Here is a 26,709-nt window from a genome sequence, read left to right as displayed (position 1 = left end):
ATTGAACCTGGAAAACTAAACCTAACGCGCCCACAGGACGCTTATTCTTCGATGGCTACTACTATTCAACAGCAGAAGATCCGCATTCGCCTCAAGGCTTTTGACCGCCGCCTGCTAGATACTTCTTGCGAAAAAATTGTCGATACCGCTAACCGGACAAATGCCACCGCTGTCGGGCCGATTCCTTTGCCGACTAAGCGCAAGATTTACTGTGTGCTGCGATCGCCTCACGTTGACAAAGATTCTCGCGAGCACTTCGAGACCCGCACTCATCGTCGCATTATCGATATCTATCAGCCCTCCTCTAAAACGATTGACGCGCTGATGAAGTTGGATTTGCCGGCTGGTGTAGATATTGAAGTCAAGCTTTAGCGCGCGCTATTCTCGGCAACGGGTAGAAGCCTTGGGTTAGAATGACAGTAGCACTGTAAACCGTCTCTACAAACGGTCTCAGTGCTTTGGATTTACCCTGAATACAATGGATACCCCCTCAGTTGCCGTTCGCGAACTGCCGCTTTTCCCGCTGCCCGAGCTAGTACTTTTTCCGGGCCGACAGCTGCCGCTCCACATCTTTGAGCTGCGCTATCGGATGTTGATGAATACGATTCTTCAGGGCGATCGCCGCTTTGGCGTGCTGATGATCGACCCGAGTACTGGAGAGATAGCCAAAGTAGGTTGCTGCGCAGAAATTATTCGCTATCAGCGGACGTCAGATGATCGCATGGAAATTATGACGCTGGGTCAGCAGCGTTTTCGGGTGTTGGACTGTGTGCGAGAGACACCCTATCGCGTTGGCCTGGTGGAGTGGATTGAAGATGATCCGACCGAGGAGAGTCTAGAGCCTCTGGCCAATGAGGTCGACCAGCTGCTGAGAGACGTGGTTCGTCTTTCGGGCAAGCTGACGAGTCAAGAAATCAAGTTTCCTAAAGATACGCCAGCGCTACCTTTGGAACTTTCCTATTGGGTTGCCAGTACGCTTCATGGCGTTGCTTCCGAGCAGCAGTCCCTGCTAGAGATGCAGAATACGCTCAGCCGTTTGGAGCGCGAGGCCGAGATTTTGACCTCTACTCGCAATAACCTAGCGGCTCGTACCGCTCTAAAAGACGTTTTAAAGTAGCTCATAATACCCGTTCAATCGCTGTTAGGTTATAGCTGCCAAAAATTTTGAGCTTTGCCGTGTGTATTTTGAGCAGCTCTAGCGCTGTCTGTGTTGTCTGGGCATCCGCGCTCGCCTCGATATCTACAAAAAAAATGTAGTCGCCCAGCAGTCGCTTGGTAGGTCGAGATTCGATTCGGCTCATGTTGATATTCAGTGCCGAAAATAGCTGCAAGGGCTTGAGTAAGGCCCCAGGTTCGTTGCTTAGTAAGCTAAAGGCTAGAGACGTGTACTGCCCTTTAGTCGCTGGCGCTTGGCCAAGTACCCAGAAACGGGTGTAATTGTCTGCGTAGTCATTAATCGGATGTGCCAGTATGGGCAAGTCGTAAACTTTGGCTCCCCAGCTTGAGGCGATCGCCCCGGCTGATGCGTTTTCTTTCACATGGGGCAGTGGTTCTGCGGTAGAGCTAGACCGCACAAGATTTGCGCCCGGTAAATTAGCTTCTAACCATCCGCAGCACTGCGATAGCGCTTGAGGATGCGAGTAAACCGTTTTGATGTCACTCAGGCTGCTCGCTCTTGAAATTAGTGCGTGCTGCACCGGGAGCGTGAATGCCTGTTGAATTTGCAGGGTTTCAATTTCCCACAGCGTATCTAGCGTAAAGGTGACGCCACCACCAATTGAGTTTTCGATGGGGACGACGCAAAAATCAGTTTTCTTTTGAGCTGTCGCGTTCAGGCTTTGGGCAATAGTCGGGTACGGTTTGAGTTCAGTCGCCTGAGTGCCCAAGCTATCGGCGTAGGTCGCGGCTGCGAATTCTGCAAAGGTACCTTTAGGGCCAAGATGAGCGATAGAAACCGCCATAGGGAATGAAGCTTGCTAAGGCTGTAGAGTGTTAGGGTTATCTTATCTGCTTTTTATTGCTTTTCACTCCTGGTTATGGTTCGCTTCAGCGCTTCTCAGTCGGTGACGATTTCTGTACCCCCTCAGCCTGTCTCTATCGAAGCGTATCTGAGTCAAGCAGATCGATTGGTGTACGCTTTGATGGATAAAAAGCAGGTAGAAGTGCTGAATCCGAACTTATTTCGGGTCAGTGTGCGGCCTATCCGGTTTATCGGCCTATCGCTACAGCCTGTTTGTGACATTGAAGTCTGGCAGGAAGAAGAGACTGTGCGGCTGCGCTCTGATCGCTGCCAGTTAAAAGGGCGAGATTCGATCAACCAGCGGTTTTCTGTGAATATGCAGGGCTATCTGGTGCCTCAGACTACGTCAGCCGGTAAAAAACTGCGCGGTCAGGCGAACTTAAGGGTGAGTGTTGATCTCCCTCAGGCAATGCGCCTCACTCCTGGTCCGCTGCTAGAGCGGACAGGCAACAGTATTATCAATGGCATTTTGCTGACGCTCAAGCAGCGCCTGATGCGCCAGCTGATCAATGACTACTGCGCTTGGGCAGCGGCACATCCTTCAGGTAAAGTGTCGAGCCTTTCTTGAAGAAAAATCAGGTTATGGGAGACTATTATGAGCTTCTTTAGTCGATGGTGGTGAGGGTACAGATACCTGACAACTGCGGAAAGACTTTCGATGCTGACGGCAAATCCCGATAAGTGCTATCCCGGCGCGATGTTTGGCACTGCCGTAGCCTTTGTTTGAGGCGAGGTCGTAGCCTGGGTAGCGGCGGTCAATCCTGACAATGAGTTCGTCTCTCCACACTTTGGCAATGATGCTGGCAGCGGCGATCGCCAATACGCTCTGATCACCTTTAACAATAGTTTTCTGCAACATCGGTAAGTACGGTACTCGCTGGTTGCCATCTATCAGGCACAGGTGGGGCGCAGGAGATAGCTGCTGCACCGCCCGTCGCATCGCCAGCAGAGATGCCTGCAAAATATTGATTTGATCGATTTCGCGAGCAGAAGCCATGCCGACCGCGCAGTGAGCTATCTGCCTGATGTGGAGGGCTAACTGCTGACGCTTGGCGGCTGTGAGTTGCTTGCTATCTGTGACGCCAGCGGTCGTTAAAGGGGCGATCGCCGCCGGCGACAGCACGACTGCTGCGGCTACTACCGGCCCAAACAGAGCACCTCGGCCAACTTCGTCAACGCCAGCAGTTTGCTCTAACGGTATGGTTGGCTCACGCATAGAAGTTTTCGGTACGACCTAGTGAAATTAGCTCGCCGAAGACCGCCGCCGCCGTCGTCGCACAACCTTCGTTTCGTTTTGATCAGACTCTGTCGGATCGCTGCTTGTCTCGGAACTGTCTGCTTCCAAGCTGGCAGCAGTAGCCTCTGAACTATCGCCTGAACCATTCGATGAAGCAGAATCTGAATCAGCTATTTCAACATCCGCATCTGTGGCGGTCTGGCTGGGCGATCGCCGCCGTCTTCTCACCGGCGCAGACTTCGTAATCGGCTTGTCGGTTCCTTCATCCTCATCGGCATCTTCAGAACTATCCAGGGAGGGAGTGCTAGATTCAGTGATCGGGTCTGCCTGGTCAGCCTCAGCCTTGGCGTCAGCTTGAATAGGCGGGTCAATGACTCTTTTCGTGGAGCTAGCCGTTTCTGCTGACGATGTTGCGGACGCCATAAAATCAGCAGCCTCGCCTGGCAAGACAACTGCGACAACAGCGGTCTGCGGATTTTCAGCCGTCTGACCACTGAAGGTCAGCGGCGAAATTCCCATCATGGCGTATATCCGCTGCTCTTCTAGAGTCATCTCAACGGCGATAATCTCAGGCGGTTCCTCTGTCTTTCGGCGGCCATTGCGAGTCCGCTTGCTACGAGTAGAGGTCTCTACGCTCGATTTGCCCTCAGCCGAACTCTCTGATTTGTCCTCAGCCCAGTTATCAGTTGAGTTATCAGCTCTACCACCTCGCTGCTGGCTCCGCTCGTCTTTGTCCTTGTCTTTGTCTTTGTCTTTCTCTTTGACGGGCGCTTTGGTATCGGCGGTCGCGGTCGCAGAGGTTACTGGCGCTGGTCGAGGGCTCCGCGTAGACGAGCTGTCAGTTCCTCTCCCCCGCCGTCGCCGCCGGTTGCCCCGGCCATTTTTATCTTGATAGTTAGGGTGGTTGACCAAGTCTAGCTCTTGCAGCTCGGCCTGAGGATCTAAGCTGACAGCGCGATCTTCCCGGGCTGAAGGCCGACTAGAAAAGCTTTGAGATGGTGAACTATAGGCTGTCGGCCTGGAAGACACTGGGGATACTTGAGCAGCGGTATCCGGTTCTTCGCCAGGCAGATGTACCAAGTGTCCTAACCCACCACAGGTGGTGCAGGGTCTGCCAAACAGCTCGTAAATATTCTGTCCTTGGCGCTTGCGCGTGAGTTCTACTAGCCCAAGCTCAGAGAGCTGTGAGATCTGCGGTCTGGATTTGTCTACGCGCAGGGCGGTGCCGAACTGCTCTAACACCTGCATCTTGTCTCGACGCGAATCCATGTCGATAAAGTCAACGACGATCACGCCAGCTATATTGCGCAGTCTCAGCTGCCTGGCGATTTCGACAGCAGCTTCACAGTTAGTCCAAAGCACTGTTTCGCGGGCGGTCGCAGAGCGGGTAAAGGAGCCCGAGTTAACGTCAATAACCGTCAGTGCCTCAGTCGGCTCAATAATAATGTATCCGCCGGAGGGCAGGTCGACTCTGGGCTTGAGCGCTTCGCGAATGGCTGCATTGACGCGAAAGTACTCCAGAATAGGAGTAGACTCCTGGTGACAGTCCGTTAAGATGCCAGCCGGTACGCGGCCATCGCTCCAGCTAGCTAAGTGCTGCTTAGTTCTATCAAGCCCGCTTTCTGTGTCGGTGACAATGCGATTGACATCGTCGCTATAAACGTCGCGCAGCACCCGCTGAATAAAGTCGTCATCCCGGTTGAGTAGCGAAGGTGGGCGCGTAGATAGAGCTTCGGCTTGAATCGCTTCCCAGCGCCGCTGCAACGTCTCTAAGTCTTCGATGATGGCATCTTCAGAGACTCCTTCTGCTTCGGTTCTAATCAGTAACCCCATCCCGGCTGGCTTGACTAAAATTCCGAGAGCCCGCAGGCGGTTCCGCTCAGTTTCGCTCTTAATTCGCCGGGATAGGTTGACACCTCTGCCGTAAGGCATCAGCACCAGGTAACGGCCCGGCATCGTCACTTTTCCCGTGAGCCTGGGCCCTTTATTACCTGTGGGCTCCTTCATGATCTGAACCAGCACCTTTTGCTGCGGTGCCAGCAGTTCGGTAATGGAGCCCGCCATGCGTTTGAGCTTGAGTGGGCCGAGGTCGGAGACGTGCATAAAGCCGTTTTTGTCGCCGTCGCCAATATTGATAAAGGCGGCGTCAATCCCGGGCAATATATTTTCTACCGTGCCGAGATAAATATCTCCAACCTGATGGCTACCGGTAGCAACAATGATCTCTTGAATCTGATCTTCTGAAAAAACAGCGGAAATTCGCTGCTGCTCTGCAATAACAATCTGCTTAGGCATTCAATATTCCTCTGAAGCCTGCCAGCGGCTGCCCGTCTTCGGCTGCACCGCTAGCGGATCCTGGGGTCGTAAAAAACTTAAATCTTGCTTGAAAAATTAATCTGTCAGAAAAGTCGGTAAATGGGCTGAGCGATAGGTATCTTCCTAGAACTCACCGCTTTGAAAGCGGCTGCTCACACTGTCAGACAATATGTCAGGCACTTCTTCGCACAGCTATGTAGCTCGATAGGTGCCAACTGGGGGTCTGCTCAGAATAGCGATCGCTCGTCAGCGACCACTTTCTCAGGCTTCGCTTTTAAGGGCTTTGGCGTCAGGCTTTATGAAAAATACTGCTCAAGACAGCTAAAGCGATAGCTTGCCTTCTATTTTTCCTACAGCTTTGTACTCTGCGCTTTTCTCTTTTTATGGGCACCGCCTGTTACTGCCTCGATACACAAGGCAAAACGACTACAGCTCCCATAGAAAGGTCACTCAAACCTGGCACTGACTGCGCACTGACCGCTGGTCAACGCCTGATGCAGAGGGTTGACTCAACCCCTCGCAGCAGCTTCCGTGGCTGTATTATAGCGCCAGTGGTGATTTTATGAACTTTAGACACATAAAAAATAATGTAGCTATCGATTGCCCTGTTTATGAATGGCTGCTAGCTGCAGCCAAAACTAACTCCAAAACTCACTTAAGCCCTAACGCGCAAGGTTGCTAGGGCTTGAGGCTATCGATGCTTCAGTGCGTTGGCGGCGGCGATCAAGAAGCCGAAGCTGTCGAAAGGGAGCGTCGCCGTCTTGGACCGCTGTGATTTGATTCGTTGCTAGGCTGGCTAGCGCTCGTCTGCTGGCCATCGATGTGCTGCAGCATCAGCACGGCAACCGGATATTGCTTGGGCAGTTCACGTCGGACAAACCGGCGCAGGTCTTCTTCTACGCGCGATCGCAACCCGTCCCAGTTCACAGTTGGTTGGGCACTATCGGCATCTTCGACGACTTCTTTCCAGCGGTTATTCACAGAGCTTTTTACTACCTGAATAATGCCGCGCTCCCACTGCTCTTGAGTTTTGACAGTGACTACCCCACGCAAATTAACCGCTGGCTCACCCAGTAGTTGACCTTTGCTGTCAACGGTAGCTGAGACAGTGATAATGCCATCTTCAGCTAGCTGTTGCCGCTCTTTAAGCACTGCGTGTTCAACAATACCTGTCCGCGAAGAATCGACTAGCTCAATGCCTGAGGTAACTTTGCCGTCTACCTTCATACTGTCAGCAGTCAGCTTAATTACATCACCATTGTTCACAATGGCTATATTTTCAGGCAAAACCCCTGACTGCTGCGCCATTTCTGCATGTTTGACCAGCATTCTATGCTCACCATGTACAGGGATGAAGAACTGAGGCCGGGTCAGTGCCAGCATCAGTTTGTGGTCTTCCTGGTAGCCATGGCCAGAGACGTGCAGCCCCTTATCTTTGCCGTAAATGACTCGTGCGCCCTGCTGCATCAGTTTGTCAATGGTATTAACCACGCTGATGGTATTGCCTGGAATCGGGTTAGAGGAGAAAATGACGGTGTCGCCCGCTTCAATTCTGAGCTGGCGGTGAGAGCGATTGGCGATTCGCGTAAGCGCCGCCATCGGTTCGCCTTGAGACCCGGTGGTAAGGATCATGGCCTTTTCATCGGGGCACTGCTTCAGCATGTTGAGCGGCTTAAACAGGTCGTCGGGGCATTTTATATACCCCAGGTCACGGGCGTGAGAAATCACATTCAGCATAGAGCGGCCGACGACGAATACATCGCGCTTGTGCTTTTGTGCCAGCTCTAGCAGCATGCTCACCCGGTGCACAGAGGAGGCGAAAGTCGTGACAAAGAGTCTGCCCTGAGCATTGTTAAATTCTCGGTCTAGATTGGGGAAGACGGCCCGCTCAGAGGGCGTATTGCCCGGAATCTCGGCGTTGGTAGAGTCGCTAATTAAGCAGAGCACGCCTGCTTCGCCGTATTCGGCAATCTTTTGGAAGTCAAAAAATTCGCCGTCTACAGGGGTATGGTCTACCTTAAAGTCGCCACTGTGGATTACGGTTCCTACCGGCGTCTTGATAGCCATCGTGAAGCTATCAGCCATCGAATGCGTATTGCGGATGTACTGAGCGCTGAAGTGCTTGCCAAACTGCACGGTGTCTCTAGGGCCGACGGTATGCAGCTCAGTGCGATCAGAGACGCCAGCTTCTTCGAGCTTGCCCTGCAGAAGAGCCATCGCCAGGCGCGGCCCGTGAATGACTGGAATATTGAACTGCTTCAGATGAAAGGCGATGCCCCCAATATGGTCTTCGTGACCGTGGGTGACGATCATGCCTTTAATTTTGTGCTGATTTTCCTTTAGGTAGGTAATGTCCGGCAGCACAATATTCACGCCGTGCATACCTTCTGTCGGAAAGGAAAGGCCCGCATCTAGCAGGACAATCTCATCGTCGTATTCAAATACGCAGGTATTTTTGCCGATCTCGTGCAGTCCGCCTAGTGGAATGATTTTGAGGATTTTTGACTGGGTTTTTTCTGGCTTGCTTTTACTTATGCTTCTACTCATGTAGTTTCCTTAGGTTGAATGATGAATGAAATGATCGAAAAACTTGTGGGCGATTATTTGAGGTCAGCTTGCCGGGGCTGATTTGACGGACCGATTGAGATATAGACCCTGCGAAAAGACGGACAGAGGCTTTTGCTGAAAGAATTTGCTCTGAGCAGCCTTCTGGTCTGTAGCTTGTCTATAGGTTGGGCGGCGGCGCTGCGGGCAAATATCCGCTTCAACGGACAGTAGCGAGCGAGCGACAACCCAGGTGACTGCGACCTTGATCGCACCCCAATCTACAGGTGCAGATGATTCGAGAGATGTGAGTTGTGAGATAGGGACGATGTTTACCTTAACGCTTAAATGGGATAGTTAGTGGTTCGGTCGCGACGGGGCGGCTCAGATTCTATACCTTAGGTTCTATGCCTTTAGTTGGAGCTTTATGCCCCTAGCTGCCGCCTTAGCTGAATTTTGCCTTTATTATGCCTTTAACTGTTAGCTCTTAGGCTGTGAAGGAAAGCTGCGTCTGTCGATTTTCCTTGAACGATGACCATGCCATTGAGAATGGATTGGTCAAATGCTAACTTGAAGCGCCAATGCCTCTTGCCGATTAGTCTTCAGATCTGGCTGATGACAGGGCTGGTGTTGAGTGCTGGTTGACCGGGGGCAAATCCAGCTGTGCAAGCATGGCTTTAAGCTGCTCTTGCAACTCTAGGGAGCCTTCGCAAAGGGGTAGTCGGCAGTTGCCAACTGGCCAGCCCTGTAGGGTCATGGCCACCTTTAGCGGAATCGGACTGGTAACGGTAAATAAAGCCTTAAACAGAGGAAAAAGCTTGAGATGCAGCGCTGTTGCCTCGCTGACCTGGCCGGCTTCGAAATCTTGAACCATCTGCTGGAGCCAGTCTCCGACTAGATGGCTAGCGACGCTCACGACGCCCACAGCCCCAACGGACAGCATGGGCAGTGTCAAAGAGTCGTCTCCAGAATAAATCTCAAAGTCAGCGGATGTCATCCTACTGATTTCGCTGACCTGATCAAGGTTCCCACTAGCCTCTTTGATAGCGACGACGTTGGGGATTTTTGACAGCTGAATGACTGTCTCAGGCAGGAGGTTGCAGCTTGTGCGTCCAGGTATATTGTAAAGCATAATCGGCAGATCTGGCACGGCTTGGGCGATCGCCTCAAAGTGTCCATACAGTCCCTGCTGAGGGGGCTTGTTGTAGTAGGGCACAACTTGCAAAGATCCGTCTAGCCCGAGCTTTTGGGCTTTTTGGGTGGCGGCGATCGCCTCCTGAGTGCTGTTTGAGCCTGTGCCTGCAAGGACCTTTACGCTCGGCCCGACCGCCTGCTTGACCGCCTTGTACAAAGCATATTCTTCCTCCCAGGTGAGCGATGGCGACTCGCCTGTGGTGCCGCACACGACTACAGCATCGGTCCCGTGAGCCACCAGGTGACTGGCTAGTTTTTCTGCCAGCGCGTAGTTGACTTCTCCGGACGGGAGAAAAGGCGTCACCATTGCTGTGAGCACTCGCCCAAATTCAGGCGCACGCTTAGCGTTACTGGTGCTATTGGTCATACTCATTGCCTGCCTCTAGTGATTTGGCTTATTTGGCCTCTGGTTATTTGGGTTTTGATCATCGGGCGATCGCTGCGGGTGATTTGAGCCATTGCTTGGCCACGACTAATTCTGCAATTTGAACGGCGTTGAGGGCTGCGCCTTTGCGGATCTGATCGCCGCTAAGCCACAGCTCCAGGCCATTGGGATGAGACAGATCCTGACGGATGCGACCGACTAGCACATCGTCTTGGCCAGTGGCATCAATAGGCATCGGAAAATAGTTAGCCTGCCAGTCTTCTACTAGCTTGACCCCTGCAGCTTGCTGAATCGCGGTTCTGGCCTCAGCGGCTGGAAATGGCTGCTCAAACTCTAGATTAATGGCCTCTGAATGGGCGCGTAAAACCGGCACCCGAATGCAGGTCGCCGATATGCTTAAGCCAGGCTCATCAAAGATCTTGCGCGTTTCGTTAATCATTTTCATCTCTTCCTCGCAGTAGCCTTGCTCATTGATCGGCGTATTGTGCGGAAACAGATTAAAAGCCAAAGGGTAAGGGAAGCTTTCTGTCGGCGGTGTTTCGCCGGCTAAGATAGCCCGGGCCTGCTGCTCGACTTCGGCCATCGCCCGCGCGCCTGCCCCGCTTGCCGACTGGTAGGTGGCAACGACGACCCGGCGAATTGGCCGGATTTGATGCAGCGGCCACAGCGCTACGCTCATCAAAATGGTCGTGCAGTTGGGATTAGCAATAATTCCCCGGTGGGCAGCGGCGGCGTCAGGGTTGACCTCAGGCACAACCAGCGGAACGGATGGCTGCATTCTAAAGGCGCTGGAGTTGTCTATCATCAGCGCCCCCGCCTCGACGATGGCCTGGGCCCACTGCTTAGAAGTAGACCCTCCGGCAGAAGCCAGCACGATATCTACACCCTTAAAGGCATCGGCGCTGACGGCTTCGACGGCGATCGCCTCTCCTTTAAATTCGAGCTGAGTACCCGCCGAGCGCGGCGAAGCCAGCAGCTTCAAAGACTTAATCGGAAAGTCACGCGCTTCGAGTAGCTGAACTAATTCGGTGCCCACTGCGCCAGTGGCACCCATGATGGCAACGTTATAAGAGTCGGGCAAGCAGATATCCTCCTGGAAAACTATGGTCTCTAGAGCTGAGCTGAAAGCTTTGAAATGCTGATGTGAAATCGAAAATCTGAAGTGAACAAAAAAATGGAGACGGCTAGATCACGTCTTGCGACCTACTCTATATCAATATGTCTAGCTGCCTTTGAATGCTAAGCGTCTTAAACTCCCTGTAGCTCACCAGAGTTGGCTCAGTGCTAAGCAGAGGCGATCGCTGCTGCATAACCACTATACCCTAAGTGAAACAGCGTTTTGAGCCGTCCGTACTATTGTCGTTTGCTGCATCCGTAGGTTTGATTAGGCGTAGGAACAATGCCCAATCAATGCCTATGAGGGCTGTCAGTCACGGCCGAATATGATTGAAGTTTGGCTGCAACCCATATAATCGGGTGTATGATGTCTAACTGCGATGAATGACCCGCCTGTTCTTTGGATGGGCAGCATGATTCTCAAGGTGGTTCCGTCTAGCAGCGCATAGACCAAAAGCTTGCAACTAAAGGCTTATTGATGTTAGAGCGATCGCGCTAGGCCCACCAGTCTTAATTAATATCCAACCCCAGTATTTGTCAATGAAAGTTACCCAGGAAAAATTGCCCGATAGCCAGGTCGGACTTGAGATAGAGGTTCCCTCAGAGCTGTCAAAGCAGAGCTACGAAAAAGTACTGCGGGACTACATGAAGTCGGCAAATATTCCTGGGTTCCGCAAAGGCAAAGTGCCTCGCCAGATTCTAATCCAGCGTATCGGCACGGTTCAGCTAAAAGCCGCCGCTTTAGAAGACATGCTGCAAAAAGTCATTGAGCAGGCTATCAAGCAAGAGGAAATCGACGCTCTCGGCAACTATCAGCTGCGCTCGGACTTTGAAAAGCTGCTCGGAGACTATACACCCGGCGAACCCCTGACCATCTCTGCCTCGGTAGACGTGCCGCCCCGAGTCACGCTCGAAGCATATAAAGGACTGGCCGTCACCGCTGAAGAAATCAAGGCTGAGGCTGGCCGCGTAGATGAAACCCTCGAAGGCTATCGCGAGAACCTGGCGACGCTGGTTCCTGTAGAAGATAGACCTGCTCAGGCCGGCGATGTGGCCGTCGTTGACTTTGTCGGTAAGGCCGAAAATGAAGCAGGCGAGCTAGAAGAATTTGAAGGCGGCAGCGCCGAAGACTTTCAAGTGGAAATCAAAGAAGGCCGCTTTATCCCTGGATTTGTCGAAGGGATAGTGGGGATGGAACTAGAAGCGGTCAAAGATGTTGAGGTCAGCTTCCCTGAAGATTACCCTCAAGCCGAGCTAGCGGGCAAACCCTCCACGTTTACAATCACGCTCAAAGAACTCAAAGAAAAGGAGCTGCCCGAGGTAGACGATGACTTTGCAGAAGAAGTCAGCGAGTTTGAGACCCTCGAAGCGCTGCGTCAGTCGCTAGAAGAGCGCTATCAGCAGGAGGCGACCGATGCGACCGATGCCAATATCGAAAAGGCCCTCTTGGATGAACTGGTGCAGCACGTAGAGGCCGAAATCCCAGATACTTTGGTGAAGCGCGAGGTCGATTTTATTGTGACTCAGACGGCAATGCAGCTGAGCCGTCAGGGCATTGACTTGAGTAAGTTTTTGACTAAAGATCTCGTTGAAAATATGCGCAATAATGCCCGCCCCGAAGCGATTGAGCGGCTGCGCCGGACGCTGGCCCTTGGAGAAATTGCCAAGCTGGAAGAAATTACCATTGAAGAAGCGGAAGTCGTCGCCCGAACTGAGGAGATGATGGCCGAAGTGAAAGATCCCAGTCAGGTTGATCCTGACCGGCTCAATGAGGTCGTCAATGAGGACTTGCTCAAAGAAAAGATTCTGGCCTGGCTGAAGGAAAATTCGACGATTGAGCTGGTGCCTGAGGGTACGCTGAAACCGGATGAGGAAGCAGCTGTAGATGACGCAGAGATAGATGATATGGCTGCTACAGCGGTTGACGCTGAAGGTGCCGGGGCTCAAACAATTGAAGCTGAGGCCGTTGAAGTCGAAGACGAGGCGTAAGCTTTGCCCAGCCTTCACTGGCTACGAGCAAGCTTCTCTGGGGATCGGCAGATCTATAGACTGAGTAGAAAGGCTTGGAGAAATGTCGAAAGCGGGGTGACTTCGCTACATTGGTATCGCGTCTTTTACTTTACTTGGGTTGAGATGCGGTACATTAAGCACGTATATAGGCAGCTGCTTCAGTTTTATGGATACACCGAATCGCAAACATGAGCCATTGAGCCCTGTTATGCCCTCTTGGGGATACGGTCAGCAGGCGCACCTTCAGGGGAGCGATCGCCCGATCAACATCCCGACGAACACAGCACCCGCGAATGTAGTGCCCATGGTGCTTGAGCAGTCCGGGCGAGGCGAACGGGCTTTTGACATCTATTCGCGGCTGTTGCGGGAGCGCATTGTCTTTTTGGGGACGCCCGTTATGGACGAGGTGGCAGATTCTATCGTGGCTCAGCTACTCTACCTAGACGCTGAAGACCCCGAAAAAGACGTACAGCTTTATATCAACTCCCCGGGCGGCTCGATTACAGCAGGGATGGCTATCTATGACACCATGCAGCAGATTCGTCCGGATGTGGTCACTATCTGCTTTGGGCTAGCCGCTAGTATGGGCGCATTTCTGCTTTCGGGCGGGGCCAAGGGTAAGCGGATGTCTTTGCCCAGCTCCCGGATTATGATTCACCAGCCATCTGGTGGCGCGCAGGGCCAGTCTGCCGATATCGAAATTCAGGCGCGGGAAATTCTTTACCTGAAGAAGCGCTTGAACGAAATGCTCGCTAACCACACCGGTCAAGATATTGCTCGGATTGAAGCGGATACTGAACGAGATTTCTTCATGTCTGCAGAAGAAGCAAAGACCTATGGTCTGATTGATCAGGTCGTCACCAGACAGATGCTCTCTGACACTAAGCTGACTGCGGTAGGTTAACGGTTATGTCTAAGTACGACTCCCATTTAAAGTGCTCCTTTTGCGGTAAGTCGCAGGAGCAGGTGCGCAAGCTAATTGCCGGACCAGGCGTTTACGTCTGCGATGAATGCGTTGACTTGTGCAATGAAATCTTAGATGAGGAGCTGTTCGACTCTAATTCATCTGTGGCTGCGCCAGCTCCTCGTCGCGAGCAGATGCCGGAGCGACGGCGCAAGTCACCCTCGCCCATTGCCCTTAACCAAATTCCTAAGCCGCGCGAGATTAAAGAGTATCTAGATGAGCACGTGATTGGTCAGGATGAAGCCAAGAAAGTGCTCTCAGTAGCGGTCTATAACCACTACAAGCGCCTGAGCTTTGTGCAGTCGGACATCGAAGGCGATGAAGATAATATTGAGCTGCAAAAGTCAAATATTTTGCTGATCGGCCCGACCGGCTGCGGTAAAACGCTGCTGGCTCAGACGCTGGCGGCAATTTTGGAAGTGCCGTTTGCGGTGGCCGACGCCACGACGCTGACAGAGGCGGGCTACGTCGGGGAAGATGTAGAAAATATTTTGCTAAGACTGCTGCAAGTAGCCGACTTGGATGTGGATGAGGCCCAGCGCGGCATTATCTACATTGATGAAATTGACAAAATTGCTCGCAAGAGTGAGAACCCTTCGATTACTCGCGATGTTTCGGGAGAGGGCGTACAGCAGGCGCTTTTAAAGATGCTAGAGGGGACGGTCGCCAATGTGCCGCCTCAGGGCGGACGCAAGCATCCCTATCAGGACTGTATTCAGATTGATACGCGCAATATTTTGTTTGTCTGCGGCGGGGCCTTTGTTGGGCTCGACAAAATTGTAGAGCAGCGGATCGGCAAAAAGTCGATGGGTTTTGTACAGCCAGGGCAGACCGCGAGCAACGAAAAGAAGTCGTCTCTGACGCTTAAGGATTTGGCTCCGGACGACATTGTTAAATTTGGCATGATTCCTGAATTTATCGGCAGGATTCCGGCGATTTCGATTGTAGAGCCGCTGGATGAAGAGACGCTGGTGACGATTCTCACAGAGCCGAAGAATGCTCTGGTGAAGCAGTTTAAGAAGCTGATGCGGATGGATAATGTCGATCTGGAGTTTAAGCCGGATGCGATTCGGGCGATCGCCAAAGAAGCCTTCAAACGCAAAACTGGCGCAAGGGCGCTGCGTAGCATCATCGAAGAAATCATGCTGGATGTGATGTATGAACTGCCCTCCCGAGAGGATGTCACTCACTGTATGATCACTCGCGAGATGGTCGAAAATCGCTCGACCGCTGATCTGCTGCTGCACCCCTCTTCGCTACCTAAGCCTGAATCTGCCTGATTTTTTAAAAGTCCGCTGGATAATTTACGATGCCCTACGTTAGCGTCAACGGCGTTGATCATTATTACGAATGGATCTCTAGTCAGGAGGATCCGGGTGATCAAGGAAAGGCCGATGCCAAGCCAGTAATGGTTTTTGTACATGGCTGGGCGGGCTCGGCGCGCTATTGGGAATCAACGGCTGAAGCAATTAAAGCTGAGTATGACTGCTTGCTTTATGACATGCGGGGGTTTGGGCGATCGCACCCCGCCCCACCCGAAAAAATGGCTAGCGACCCATCATTGGGCTCCCTAGAAAGCTTCGCTGACGACTTGCTGGGTTTGCTAGACGCGCTCAACCTCAAGCAGCCGGTGTATATTAACGCCCATTCTCTAGGCGGTACGGCAGCGCTGTATTTTTTAGACCGCTACCCAGAGCGGGTGAAAAAGGCGATCTTGACCTGTAACGGCAGCTTCCCTTACCAAAAGTGGGCCTTCGAAGCCTTTTATTTCTTCGGTGGATACGTCGTCGCCGTTCGCCCTAAATGGCTCGGCCAGGTGCCGCTTGCTCCTCAGATGTTTATGTCGCGATTCCTGAAGGGATCAATCCCACTCTCTGAGAAAAAAGCTTTTCTCAACGACTTTTTGATGGCCGATGCGCTAACCTCTATCGGCACGCTAAAGGCCGCTGTGAGCAAACATGCGACTGAAGTGATGCCAGCTGCGTTCGCGTCGCTAAAAGTGCCGACCCTGATGGTCTCTGGCGAATATGACAAAATTACACCGGCCAAGCTAGGCCGCGCTGCCGCTGATATGAGTGAGCAAATGCAGTACGCCCTAATGCCTGACACCGCGCACTTTCCCATGCTGGAAGATGCCGAAAGCTATTTGCAGATTATTCGCTCATTTCTTAACTCTGAGCAATTCCCTGCGGTCTGACGGTTAGAGTCCTCAGTCGTTCAACCTGAGATCTCTGGTGATTTTGGGCTGCACCGTTTTTTCTTTCAGGTAATCTCTGCGGGTGAGCTGCTGTTGGATTTCGTCTAACTTGTCTCGAATAGCGTCTATCTCCCTGAACGCATTTTGCTCGCTTAGCAGCGTCACAATGTACTGATTTAAGCTAACGCCTTCGCGTCTGGCGCTATCGGCTAGCCTGCGGTGTAGCGACGGCGGCATGTTGATTAGCGCTTTACCGCTGTGGGCCGCTTTGGTAGAGGGTAGGGGAATGAGATCACCGTGCTCGTAGGCAGTTTCGAGCCAGCAATCTTGGGCGACTTTAATTTCTTTGAAGGCTTCCTCTATGGTTTTACCCTGACTGACACATCCAGGTAGATCCATGACCGCAACCGTAAAATCGCCGTCGGCTTCTGGATAGAGCGTCACGGGGTAGTTCAAACTTAAGTAAAAGCCGAGCGGTTTCCCCTCGTTTTGCTCGCTATCCATAACGTTCCTTAAAATTGAGCGGCTTGATAGCTCTGGGCTTTTAGTTTACTTTTAGCCAATCAAAAAATAGCAATATCCGGCACGATAGAGCGCCCACCGAATGTACAGCGAAGTTCGGGAAATGCCCAGGCAACTTTCGAGGGCTGTGTAACAGCGTTTATCTGGGTCGTCAATGCGCCCTGAATCGTGCTGTGCTGGCCTTGAGGCATAGATTTGGTGTGATTCGCCCATGCCTGAATTCACTAGCAGGTTTAGTCTCTGGCAGAACCAGAAACTCTGTCAGCGTTAAGGACTGAGTGGGCGCTTGAACCATAAAGACACTAAAAGCTTTAGCTTAATCCAATCCTAATTCGCGTTTGAGACGACCAATCGATTTTTCGCCGATGTAGTTTTCACAGCGAATGATTTCGGGGGGACGGATGATGTCGTTGCGAGCGGCAAGCAGGGCTTCTTTGATGGCCGGATAGCTGGCAGTGTCCAGTGCCACGATGGTCTGAGCGCTGCGGACAACGGCAGACAGCTTTTGCGTGTCTTCCGTTTGGGCGGTCATCACCAGAATGTCATCACCGCGCAGGCTATAGGAGAGCACTTCGGCAATGCGGATAATGCCGCTGCTGAGGCTGACTAGGCCCAGGCAGGTATCTTTGGGCAGTTCTTTGAGCAGCTCGCGCTCTTTGGCGTAGTCGTAAATGTCGATGGGGATAACGCGGACGGATTTGGGGGCGGCGATCGCCTCCGCTTCATTAATGTAGTACCGGCTCGTCACCACCGTGCCTGAGCGCGTCTGAGAAAGCACCTGCTCCAGTTCTTCAAGCGGAACTAGCTGCACGGGAATCTTCAGCGCCTGCTCCAGTTCACGCACCATTAATTCGCCTGCACCGTCTTCCTTTTTAATAGTGACCAGCACCCGGGCACTACAGCGCAGTCGCCAATCGACCTCAGCCATGAATAGCTCGCGCGACTGATGCAGAGAGCAGCCCTGACGCAACAGCTCGTCTAGACTGTTTTCGACTAGCTCCTGAGCTTTAGGAAACTTATCGAGCAGCGGTGAACCGGGCTTAATAATCTCTGTAGTACCTTCAGCTCGAACGTAAATGCCAGAGCCGGGCATCGCTGCGACCACGCCCGCATCTTCTAGCTGGCGGTATACCTTACTGATGGTGTTGCGGTGAAGGCCCGTTTGCATGGCGAGCTGCCGGGTGCTGGGCAGGCGGTATCCGGGCGGATATTGACGAGAGGCGATCGCAAACCAAATCTGGTCATATAGCTGAGTCGATGCCGGTATCTCGCTGTCGGTTTGAATATGGAACTGAACCACTGTAACGCGCTCCCCGTGCGGCAAATAGTATAGACTGACCCCGGCGCTCAGCATGAGCCCGACGGAACTTTAATATATAGCGTTGGTCACTTTGCTGGAATATAGCTTATCGATTACGAGCCCAATAGTGCAGCAGGCAAAGTGACTCGCAAAGTACGAATGCATCCGCACTTTGCTACAAGCTGTCTCTACCTAGAGATTAGTCGGGATTTAGCCCTTCGTGGGCAGCGATTTTATTTTTTAGCGGTCTGCTCAATAATTCTTGACGATATTGATAAAGCCTAAGGCTCGTTTCTCCAAAATTAGCTCAGTCGAGTTTTCTGCCGGTCAGAGAGGCGTGTCTCCGCTGTGAAGGTAAACGCTCAAATGGTTCAAACCCGCCAATAACCCGTATATTTGAAAAGCTACCTATATTCCGAACTTTGGAGATTTCTCCGTTGACCTTTTCAGCCGAAGATTTTGCAAAAGCCTTAGATCAGCAAAGCTACCAGTTTGATCGTGGCAGCGTGGTCACAGGTACTGTCGAAACCCACGATGTGGATGGAGCTTATGTCGATATTGGCGGTAAGTCGGCAGCCTTTTTGCCGCTAAAAGAAGCTTCTCTAGAGTCAGATGTCACCTTAGAAGAAGCGGTGCCCATCGGCACAGAGCGCAAATTTCTAATCGTGCGCGATCAAGATGCCAATGGTCAGATGGTGATTTCTATCCGCCAGATGGAAATCAAGGCCCTGTGGGAGCGGCTGCAAGAGCGGCAGGAGAATGGCGATGTGATCGAGGTGACTATATCGGGCAGTAACAAAGGCGGAGTGACCGGCGATGTCAGCGGTCTGCGAGCGTTTATTCCCCGATCGCACATGGCTAAGCGGGTAGAGGATCTCGATTCGCTGATGGGCCAAACTTTGAATGTGGCTTTCTTAGAAGTCAACCCGGAAGATAATAAGCTGGTACTTTCTGAGCGAATTGCGGCGCGCGCTTCGGCCATGAGCCATCTGACCAAGGGCGAACTGATTGAAGGAACGATTGCCTCATTGAAACCCTTTGGCGCGTTTGTAGATTTTGGTGGGGCTTCAGGGCTGCTGCACATTAAGCAGATCAGCAAAAGCTATGTGTCTTCTCTAGGCGATGTGTTCAAGGTAGGCGATCCGATTAAGGCCGTTGTGCTAAATATCGACGATGCGCGGGGCCGGATTGCGCTTTCGACCCAGGTGCTAGAAAAATATCCGGGTGAAATCTTAAAAGAGATGCCAACAATGATGGCTGAGGCCGAAGAGCGGGCTAAGAACGTGGCCAAGGTGCTGTCTGAGGCGGACGCTACCTAGAGCGCTAGGCAACAGGCGACAATACACGCATACCAAAAACTATGGGCACTGTTTGGGAGCTGGATTTTTACTCCAGACCGATATTAGACGAGCGGCAGAAGAAGCGCTGGGAGATTTTAATCTGCGAAGGCTTGCAGTCTGTCGATGACGATCCAGAGGCGCTGTTTCGCTATAGCAAATATGTCTCTAATAGTGAGGTCAATTCAGAAGAACTGAAGGCGGCTCTGGAGGAAGCGATGGCTCAAACCGATAGCTCCCCCACGCGCGTTCGCTTTTTTCGCTACCAGATGCAAAACATGATCCAGCGAGCCTGCGAAGAATCGGGGCTGCTTCCCTTTCCTAGCCGCCGCACGCTGGCTTTACAGCAATGGCTAGAAGATCGGCAGAAAAATGTCTATCCCGCTGAACCGGGCTATCAGGCGGGGGCTTCTCCTTCAATTGCCAAACCGCTAGAAGTAGTCAATCCGCTGCCCGATGCGCTGGTCGGGCAAAAATGGGCGCTGGTCACTTTGCCCGCCAAAGACTTTGCCGATATGGAAGATTGGGACATCGGCTTTGGTGAGTCGTTTCCGCTGGAGATGACTGGGGTGAGCGCCGATACGCCAATTCCAGGCTTTATTGTCTACTCTTCTCGGGCAGCGGCGCTCGCTGCCTGGATGTCTGGGTTGGAGATGTCTTGCGTAAAAGCTGGGCGTGAGGAGGCGAGTAACTATGTCTCTGGCAATAGTGATGCGGCGCGGCTGCTGCTAGAGACGGGCACGAGTGAAACTTGGCTGCTAGCGGATCTGGTCGGGGCTGATATTCAGGCGGAAGGTCAGCGGTTTGAAGCGGCTAAGCAAGCGGCAAACAATGTCCATTTCATTGCGGTGCAAAAGAGCCCAGAAGCTGAAAATTTTGATGGGTTTTGGCTGATGCAGGCGCGGGAGTTTGGCTAATGGTGGCGATCAAGCGATCGGGTGAGTGGGTGGATCGACAGTGGGTGAAGTCGCTGTTAATGTATGGGCTGTTGGGAGCGATCGCGCTAATCATGCTCCTTCCTCTCCTCTGGCTCGTCAGCACCGCCTTTAAAGGCCCTACAGAAAACCTATTCCAATTCCCCCCCCAGTTTTTGCCCGAGTCCCCTACCTTTGGTAACTTCGTCAAGGTCTGGCAGACTAACCCCTTTGGCCGTTACTTCTTCAACAGCACCCTGATTGCCGTTGTCACCGTCATCCTCAATCTAGTTCTGTGCTCGCTAGCTGCCTATCCCTTAGCTCGGCTGAATTTTAAGGGGCGAGAAATTCTTTTTTCACTGATTGTCTCTACAATCTTAATTCCCTTCCAAATCGTGATGATTCCGCTGTACATCCTTACCGTGCAGCTTGGGCTCACCAATTCCTACATCGGCGCAATCTTTCCTTCTATTGCTTCGGCCTTTGGCATTTTCCTCATGCGCCAGGCGTTTCAAACCGTACCCAAGGAACTCGAAGAAGCGGCTCGGATGGATGGCTGCACCGAGCTAGGCATTTGGTGGCACATCATGATTCCGTCTGTGCGTCCGGCGCTGGTGACTCTAGCGATTTTTGTCTTCATCGGCTCGTGGAGCGATTTCCTCTGGCCGCTGCTGATTTTGGATCGACCGGAATACTACACGTTGCCGCTGGGTGTTGCTCGCTTAGCCGGTAGCTTTTCTTTAGACTGGCGGCTGATTGCGGCGGGCTCGGTAATCTCAATTGTGCCAGTCATTTTGTTTTTCGTAGCGGCCCAGCAATACATTGTGCCTTCGGAAACTGGCAGCGGCGTGAAAGGCTAGTGCCCATGCTGATTACAGAATTGGCATGGGCTTAATTTGATCTCGAAACTCATCGTTTTCTGACGCTTCTGCCAGAAAGACGAGTTCTTGGATCATGTCGCCGATGCCCATTGTTTTGCTGAGCGTGATAATTCCGGGGATATGACGACCTTCAGCGAGGTGATCGCGGAGATGAAGTGGCATAGATTTTCTATTGTTGGTGACCAGTAGAAAGTTTTTATGTTCGCACCACTTTAGAATTTCTGGATCTAAAGCGCCTTTTATAGGCGCATCCAGTCTTCCAACTGCCCTAATGGCTATTTCATAATTCAATCGTTTGATCTGACGCACATAGAGCGGATCGACGTGTTCGTCCATCAGATACTTAAGCATTCTTTTCGGCTATTTGCTTCTTCCTTAGCTCACGCAGCCTCAGAATGCCGGGAGATGGGTTTGCCTCCTGCTCTCTTCGCATCCTTTCGCCATATTCAATCCAGTCAGTCATGTACTGGTCAACGGCTTCTTTATTCTGCAAGTAGTAAAGGATGGTTGCGTACACTTGGTCTAAGGTAATCGTTGAAAAGGATTTCTCAATTTCTTCTGGTGTTCGAGCGCGAAATATGTAGTCATATAGAATGTTTTCGATCCCAACACGAGTTCCCTGCAAACGAATGTCGTAGGGTTCTAGAAAGTTGAAGTAGTCTTCTAATTGCATAAGATTTTTAGGTGGCGATGTGAGTAACTGCTCGGAAAAACGAAGATTGGTGATGTTTTTATCTTAGATCAGTGATATGCCAATGATTATGGAGAGCCGGCTGAGCTTGATATGCTTGGGCGATCGCAGTATTTACCCCAACGATTGCTCGATCCACAGGGGCGATCGCTCGGATCGTTGAAGCAGATCGAGCATTTACGCTGATGATTGCTTGATGAGAGAGGGCGATCGCTCATTGCCCTAATGCCTAACCGTTCTACGCTATCTTGGCTAAAAGAATGGAAGAATGGCGGCGCGATGCAGAGTCTGCGTAAGTTTGGCGATTGGTTAAAGGAAGGGGCCAAGCTGCCTTGGGGCGCAGTTGCTGAGCAGGGGATTGAGGCGATCGCGGCCACATCAGACCTGAGCGAGACCTGGCAGGAGGCCGCGCCTAAGATCGCAAAGCTAGAGAATCTGGATCGGCTAGATTCATTTTTTAAGCTGTTTGAGTCGCCGGTTACTCAGCTAGCAGTATCAGGTTTGCCGTTCGTTTCGGTAGGCATTGGCCTGCTGCGACTGTATTGGGACGTGACGAAGACAAAGCCGACGTTTGAGAGTTCGGTGGCGTTGGCGGCGCAGATGGCGTATTTGGAAAGTTTGGGCGGGGTACTGGCGCGGGCGGATGAAGGCACGAAGGAAACGCTGAAAGCGGTGCGGCTGTCAGCGGTGTTTGAGCGGCAGCTAAAAAAGAGTGATGAAAAGAGCGATCAGATTACGCTGACGAAGACGCGGGCGAAGAAGATGCTGACTCAGCTCAGGCGATCTGAACTGGTTGAGGTGTTTGATGAGGCGTTGGGTGAGCTGCTGAAAGCTGCTGGATTGAAGGACTGGCAGGTGAATATGTTGGTGGATCAGGTGGCTTGGGGAACGCCCAAGTATTTTCATGGTGTGGTGGCGGAGCTGAAGGATGAGGTAGAGCCGCTGGCTGAGTTTTTGCGGTCAAATGGGCTGCCCGTTCAAGAAAAGTTTGACAGTATCGAAGACTACCTGGCGGAGAAGATTGAGCCGCTGCCAACGCAGACGGTATTTGATGAGGTAAACGTTACCTTCGGTAAGCTGTATGTGCCGCTGATGGTACAGCCGTTGGATATCAGCGGTAAGAAAACCTACGAAAGTCCTATAGATATTCATGCTTGGGCTGAAAAGCTATTAGAGCAGTCGGAGCCTCGGAAGGTTGGCTTTATAGAAGGGGAAGCAGGGCGAGGGAAGTCGGTATTTTGTCGGATGTTTGCAGCGATGGTGCGGCTAGAGCTGTATCCGGCCTTTATCCCAATTTTGATTCGCTTGCGAGAAGTGGGATGCCTGGAAAGTAACCTGACACAAACGCTGGAAACGCACTTGCAAGCGCTGGACTTTGTGCAGAGCGACAGCGGTTGGCTGACGGATAAGAATACTCGGTTTTTGCTGATCTTTGATGGGTTTGATGAGCTGCTATTGCAGGGGCGTGAGGGCGGCGGGCTGAAGGAACTGGTGCAGCAGCTTGGCGATTTTCAAAAGAACAGTCATCATCAGTGCTTGGTGACGGGACGGCCTTTGGCTTTGCAGGGCGTTGACCGGATGCTGAGCCAAACAAAGAACCTGGTGCGGGTGCGGCTAAAGCCGATGGCGAATGCACAACGAGATGAGTGGTTGGGTAACTGGGCCAAGCTATTTGGTGAAGTGGAAGCGCAGGACTTCAAAGCATTTTTGACGGCTTGCCCAAAGGATATTAGTGAACAGTTGGCCCGTGAGCCCTTGCTGCTGTATTTGCTGGGGCGGCTGCACCGTGAGCGGCACTTGAATGCTGACATGTTTGCTGGTGCTGAAGGGATGCAGGCCAAGGTGCGCGTGTACGACGAATCGGTGAAGTGGGTGCTAGAGCGACAGCGGCAGGAGGTGAGCGAGCAAATTCCTGGGCTGGTTGCTGAAGATTTGCGGCAGGTGCTTCAGGCGGCGGCGCTGTGCGTGGTGCAGTCGGGGAATGAGACGGCAAAGTTAGCAATGCTCAAAAGTCGCTTTACAGATGGTGCCAATCCGGTGGCTGAGCTGCTGAAGCAGGCGCGGGCAGAGACTGAAAAAACGGAAGATAAAGCGCTTAATAACTTGCTCACTGCTTTTTATCTCAAGCCGGGAGAGGGCGATCGCTCTGGCTCAGTAGAATTTGCTCATAAGAGCTTTGGTGAGTTTCTGTTTGCTGAGCGGCTAAAGGTAGCTTTTGATGGCTGGGTGGATCTGGATGAACGGGGTCGCCCACGCCTAAGTGCGACAGAAGTTGGTTGGCAAATCTACGATCTTCTGGGCTACGGGTTATTGTCGTCCGAGTCGTTTATATATATCCGATGGATATCGTTCTCTATAGAAAGCTTCGACACTGAGAATTTGTTTCAGCGCCTACATCGTTTTTACGGTAAGTGGTGTGATGGCGGCTATATAGACGAAACACCCAGTGAAAACTTGCCTCAAAGAAAAATGATGCAGTTGAAAAATGCAGACATTGTGAAAGGGCTGAGACAGGTAGACATCTACGCAGGGCTTAATGTGCTTGCTTTATTAGTTGGCCTACATCGTGATAGCAAGCAGAAGACAAGAAACAGTGTGCAGGCTCAGCTCACGTTCCATCCGTGTTCTAAGCCAAATGAACGTGATTCTGATCCACGCAAACTGTCACGCATCATTAAGTACAGCCAAGGAGCTGGTGTGAACCCGTTCACCACAAAATTTCTTTTAGCCGGGGCAAACCTGAGCGATGCCGACCTATCAGGCATAGATTTTTCTAATACATACTTAAATAAGACTAATTTCTACCGTACCCAGCTTCAGCATTCCAGTTTCGCAGGTGCTAACTTAGCTGACGCTACTTTAAAGCAGGCCAACTTGAGCGAGAGCTACATGAGTAGTGCTTTTCTACAGAGAGCGAATCTATCGCGTACTAAGATCTTTTGTGCGGATTTCACTGGTGCCGACCTTAGCCACGCTAATCTTAGCTGGGTTAACCTCTCACCACCTGATGGCGAAGTTGATGACTTTGCCTATGTCTGCTTTGACTACGCTATTTTCACCGAAGCGAACTGTAAAGGGTCTAACTTTATCAGGTCTAGCTTTATTGGAGCTGAGTTTACCTCTGCCAATCTTGATAAGGCCATACTTTCTGGCTCTGATCTTACGCTGGCCGACATTAGCAACTCTGATTGCGTAGGAGCTGACTTTGGGAAAGCCAATCTCAGAGGTGCCAATTTAAGTGGCAGTAAGTTTGATGACGCCAACTTCGACAACATTATCTTCGACGAAGAAACAAATTGGGAAGGCGTAAAAGGATTGGAGACGGCCAAAAACATACCTGAGGCGCTGAAGCAGCAGCTGGGTCTGACCTGACCATTATTCACACTAAAGCTAAAGCTGTGCTTAATATTGACTGGCCAGCAACGGTTCACGACTGCCCTATGGCTCACTAAACTCTCTATCACCTAATTGCTGAAGGCTACGCGCTAAAATGCGCACCATACAACTCCGCTGGAGAACGCATCGGTTGCAGCTTCCCAATAGCGCTCAAGCCTACGTTCAACCCCGTAAATTGACAGAGTATCTGCTCTCAAAAACTCATGCGGTTGGCAAAGCGAAGGCTAAGTTTTTTCGAGGATTGGGCTTTAACGAAACTAATCTAATAGACCTGGAGCAGGCACTGCTCAACCTCGCTAGAACTCAAGCCATCTATGAAACTATCGAAACCGTTCACGGCTTAAAGTACGTTATCATCGGCTCTATTGACACGCCTTCAGGTATATCAGTCACCATCTTGAGCGTATGGATCGTTGATACTGGAGAAAACTCGCCCCGGTTTATCACAGCTCGTCCCTACAAAATCAGCTAAAGACTCAGGATTGGCCGATTCATGATTAAGGAACTCGACATCATCACCCTCACTCGCGACATCCAAGAGCACGGACTCACTAAAGGGCGTCAAGGCGCAGTTGTGCATTGCTATCACGACACAAAAGGTTTTGAAGTAGAGTTTGTAGACGATGCGGGTGAAAATTCTAACGTGCTGACCTTAGAGCAGTCTGACATCCGACTAGATCGGATAACCCTGCAAACACAGGTCGTCGAACTACTGAACTATCTACCTGAAGACTTGCTGTCAGAAGTGCGAGATTTTGCAGAATTTTTACAGCAAAAACAATCCAGGAAAGCAGGCTAAACCTTCGGCTATCTAGATACGTCCAGAGGCTTGGCCTCATGATAGGGATGTATTCTGTTGAGGATACGTTGAGGCGCTAGCATATAAGATGGCTATTGACCTAAGGCAATCCCAAAATGGTTCAAGCACTCACCAAACCGCTCACACTGGAAGCATTCTTGGCGTTACCTGAAACTAAGCCCGCCAGCGAGTACATTGATGGCCAAATAAGTCAAAAGCCAATGCCGAAAGGAAAACATAGTGCGCTTCAGTCAGACTTAATGGCACTGATCAATTCATCAGTAAGAACTTCAAAAATCGCCCGTGCCTTTCCAGAACTGAGCTGCACATTTGGAAGCAGCTCAGTCGTGCCAGATATTGCAGTGTTTGAATGGAGCCGCATTCAACGTGACGCGAGTGGAGAAATTGCCAATATTTTCCCGCTTGCGCCTGATTGGGCAATCGAAATCCTATCGCCAGGGCAAAGCATTGCCAAAGTGACTAAAAAGATACTGCGTTGCCTGAAACATGGCTCGCAGATGGGATGGCTAATAGCGCCAGCAGATAAAGCAGTGCTAATCTATCAGCCTCAGCAAGAAACATCCGTTTTCGATGAACCTGACGCAGTGCTTCCTGTGCCCGGTTTTACGAAAAATCTAGCAATCACCGTAGAGGATCTTTTCGCGCTATTACTGCTTTAGCAGCGCGATCGCTCGATCTGTAATTGTGGTAGGTATCCTTCTGACTCAACAGCGCTAACCAAAACCCTGTGTCAACGATCACCATACTTCTCTGCCAAACCTTCAGCTAAGGGGCTGGCAATAAAATACATTACCGGTCATTATAAGGCGGAGTTAAGTCAGTTGAGAGAGGCTAGGGGATGCTAGATGAGCAGATGAAGGAAACC

At 51.6% G+C, this 26,709-nt stretch carries 24 protein-coding genes and 1 pseudogene; 14 read left to right on the top strand and 11 right to left on the bottom strand.

The features are described from left to right. Positions 1-51: 51 nt before the first annotated feature. Positions 52-372, top strand: coding sequence for a 30S ribosomal protein S10 (rpsJ, locus tag CKL79_RS14535; protein ID WP_121970305.1), 321 nt, complete (start codon positions 52-54; stop codon positions 370-372). A gap of 106 nt (positions 373-478) precedes the next feature. Next, a complete protein-coding gene (locus CKL79_RS14530; RefSeq protein ID WP_121970304.1) occupies positions 479-1,117 on the top strand; it encodes an LON peptidase substrate-binding domain-containing protein in 639 nt (212 codons plus the stop codon). A 1-nt stretch (position 1,118) separates the two neighbouring features. Here CKL79_RS14530 and pheA read toward each other — a convergent pair whose 3' ends face one another. Further along, entirely contained in the window at positions 1,119-1,961 is an 843-nt protein-coding gene (gene pheA / locus CKL79_RS14525) for a prephenate dehydratase (protein WP_121970303.1), read from the bottom strand. 75 nt (positions 1,962-2,036) lie between these two features. Here pheA and CKL79_RS14520 point away from each other — a divergent pair, with 75 nt between their 5' ends. After that, positions 2,037-2,588, top strand: coding sequence for a DUF1997 domain-containing protein (locus tag CKL79_RS14520; RefSeq protein ID WP_121970302.1), 552 nt, complete (start codon positions 2,037-2,039; stop codon positions 2,586-2,588). A 12-nt stretch (positions 2,589-2,600) separates the two neighbouring features. Here the strand turns inward: CKL79_RS14520 and CKL79_RS14515 are convergent, their stop codons facing one another. The 5 genes from CKL79_RS14515 to CKL79_RS14495 form a co-directional block, all read right to left on the bottom strand. Next, a complete protein-coding gene (locus tag CKL79_RS14515; RefSeq protein ID WP_121970301.1) occupies positions 2,601-3,236 on the bottom strand; it encodes a ribonuclease HII in 636 nt (211 codons plus the stop codon). A 27-nt stretch (positions 3,237-3,263) separates the two neighbouring features. After that, positions 3,264-5,552 (bottom strand): Rne/Rng family ribonuclease, encoded by a 2,289-nt coding sequence (locus tag CKL79_RS14510; protein ID WP_121970300.1) that lies wholly within the window; start codon positions 5,550-5,552, stop codon positions 3,264-3,266. 744 nt (positions 5,553-6,296) lie between these two features. Beyond that, positions 6,297-8,120, bottom strand: coding sequence for a ribonuclease J (locus CKL79_RS14505; RefSeq protein ID WP_121970299.1), 1,824 nt, complete (start codon positions 8,118-8,120; stop codon positions 6,297-6,299). Positions 8,121-8,712: 592 nt separating this feature from the next. Then, entirely contained in the window at positions 8,713-9,678 is a 966-nt protein-coding gene (gene dapA, locus CKL79_RS14500) for a 4-hydroxy-tetrahydrodipicolinate synthase (RefSeq protein ID WP_121970298.1), read from the bottom strand. A 58-nt stretch (positions 9,679-9,736) separates the two neighbouring features. Beyond that, complete coding sequence (locus CKL79_RS14495) at positions 9,737-10,777, bottom strand: aspartate-semialdehyde dehydrogenase (protein WP_170944069.1); 1,041 nt, start codon at positions 10,775-10,777, stop codon at positions 9,737-9,739. 575 nt (positions 10,778-11,352) lie between these two features. On the opposite strand from CKL79_RS14495, the gene tig reads away from it, so the two are divergent. The 4 genes from tig (at position 11,353) to CKL79_RS14475 (ending at position 15,983) form a co-directional block, all read left to right on the top strand. Continuing rightward, complete coding sequence (tig, locus tag CKL79_RS14490) at positions 11,353-12,801, top strand: trigger factor (protein ID WP_121970296.1); 1,449 nt, start codon at positions 11,353-11,355, stop codon at positions 12,799-12,801. A gap of 229 nt (positions 12,802-13,030) precedes the next feature. Next, the gene (clpP, locus tag CKL79_RS14485) at positions 13,031-13,726 is read left to right on the top strand and encodes an ATP-dependent Clp endopeptidase proteolytic subunit ClpP (protein ID WP_205879102.1); all 696 of its coding nucleotides are present in this window, start codon (positions 13,031-13,033) and stop codon (positions 13,724-13,726) included. Between the two features lie 5 nt (positions 13,727-13,731). Beyond that, positions 13,732-15,066 (top strand): ATP-dependent protease ATP-binding subunit ClpX, encoded by a 1,335-nt coding sequence (gene clpX, locus CKL79_RS14480; RefSeq protein WP_121970295.1) that lies wholly within the window; start codon positions 13,732-13,734, stop codon positions 15,064-15,066. A gap of 29 nt (positions 15,067-15,095) precedes the next feature. Next, positions 15,096-15,983 carry an alpha/beta hydrolase gene (locus tag CKL79_RS14475; protein ID WP_121970294.1) on the top strand — a complete coding sequence of 296 codons (888 nt, stop codon included), beginning with the start codon at positions 15,096-15,098 and terminating at the stop codon, positions 15,981-15,983. Positions 15,984-15,995: 12 nt separating this feature from the next. On the opposite strand, the gene CKL79_RS14470 is transcribed toward CKL79_RS14475, so the two are convergent. From CKL79_RS14470 to CKL79_RS14460, 3 genes and pseudogenes are all read right to left on the bottom strand, one after another. Beyond that, complete coding sequence (locus CKL79_RS14470) at positions 15,996-16,487, bottom strand: type II toxin-antitoxin system HicB family antitoxin (protein ID WP_121970293.1); 492 nt, start codon at positions 16,485-16,487, stop codon at positions 15,996-15,998. 62 nt (positions 16,488-16,549) lie between these two features. Next, positions 16,550-16,800, bottom strand: a pseudogene (locus CKL79_RS14465) (Uma2 family endonuclease); the annotation flags it as partial. Between the two features lie 21 nt (positions 16,801-16,821). Next, complete coding sequence (locus CKL79_RS14460) at positions 16,822-17,805, bottom strand: GntR family transcriptional regulator (protein WP_121970326.1); 984 nt, start codon at positions 17,803-17,805, stop codon at positions 16,822-16,824. A gap of 437 nt (positions 17,806-18,242) precedes the next feature. On the opposite strand from CKL79_RS14460, the gene CKL79_RS14455 reads away from it, so the two are divergent. The 3 genes from CKL79_RS14455 to CKL79_RS14445 are packed head-to-tail and all read left to right on the top strand — an operon-like array spanning position 18,243 to position 20,916. Then, positions 18,243-19,124 (top strand): S1 RNA-binding domain-containing protein, encoded by an 882-nt coding sequence (locus CKL79_RS14455; protein ID WP_121970325.1) that lies wholly within the window; start codon positions 18,243-18,245, stop codon positions 19,122-19,124. A gap of 41 nt (positions 19,125-19,165) precedes the next feature. Further along, positions 19,166-20,059: a Tab2/Atab2 family RNA-binding protein gene (locus CKL79_RS14450; protein WP_121970292.1), complete on the top strand. Its 894-nt coding sequence runs from the start codon at positions 19,166-19,168 to the stop codon at positions 20,057-20,059. Continuing rightward, a complete protein-coding gene (locus CKL79_RS14445; RefSeq protein ID WP_121970291.1) occupies positions 20,059-20,916 on the top strand; it encodes a carbohydrate ABC transporter permease in 858 nt (285 codons plus the stop codon). The genes CKL79_RS14450 and CKL79_RS14445 overlap by 1 nt, the downstream gene beginning before the upstream one ends. Before the next feature lie 12 nt (positions 20,917-20,928). On the opposite strand, the gene CKL79_RS14440 is transcribed toward CKL79_RS14445, so the two are convergent. Both CKL79_RS14440 and CKL79_RS14435 read right to left on the bottom strand, forming a co-directional pair. After that, entirely contained in the window at positions 20,929-21,273 is a 345-nt protein-coding gene (locus CKL79_RS14440; protein ID WP_205879101.1) for a DUF5615 family PIN-like protein, read from the bottom strand. Positions 21,274-21,280: 7 nt separating this feature from the next. Then, on the bottom strand, positions 21,281-21,610 hold the full coding sequence (locus CKL79_RS14435; protein WP_121970289.1) for a DUF433 domain-containing protein: 330 nt from the start codon (positions 21,608-21,610) through the stop codon (positions 21,281-21,283). A 243-nt stretch (positions 21,611-21,853) separates the two neighbouring features. Here CKL79_RS14435 and CKL79_RS14430 point away from each other — a divergent pair, with 243 nt between their 5' ends. From CKL79_RS14430 to CKL79_RS14415, 4 genes are all read left to right on the top strand, one after another. Further along, positions 21,854-25,000 carry a pentapeptide repeat-containing protein gene (locus CKL79_RS14430; protein ID WP_121970288.1) on the top strand — a complete coding sequence of 1,049 codons (3,147 nt, stop codon included), beginning with the start codon at positions 21,854-21,856 and terminating at the stop codon, positions 24,998-25,000. Positions 25,001-25,154: 154 nt separating this feature from the next. After that, positions 25,155-25,496: a DUF6883 domain-containing protein gene (locus CKL79_RS14425; protein WP_205879100.1), complete on the top strand. Its 342-nt coding sequence runs from the start codon at positions 25,155-25,157 to the stop codon at positions 25,494-25,496. A 21-nt stretch (positions 25,497-25,517) separates the two neighbouring features. Further along, on the top strand, positions 25,518-25,823 hold the full coding sequence (locus tag CKL79_RS14420) for a DUF4926 domain-containing protein (RefSeq protein WP_121970286.1): 306 nt from the start codon (positions 25,518-25,520) through the stop codon (positions 25,821-25,823). A 116-nt stretch (positions 25,824-25,939) separates the two neighbouring features. After that, entirely contained in the window at positions 25,940-26,503 is a 564-nt protein-coding gene (locus CKL79_RS14415; RefSeq protein ID WP_121970285.1) for a Uma2 family endonuclease, read from the top strand. Positions 26,504-26,709: the final 206 nt, after the last annotated feature.

The organism is Leptolyngbya sp. BC1307 (assembly GCF_002286735.1).
Classification (GTDB): domain Bacteria; phylum Cyanobacteriota; class Cyanobacteriia; order Phormidesmidales; family Phormidesmidaceae; genus Phormidesmis.
The sequence above is the reverse complement of the archived record's forward strand: the minus strand, read 5'-3'. Positions and strand labels throughout refer to the sequence as shown.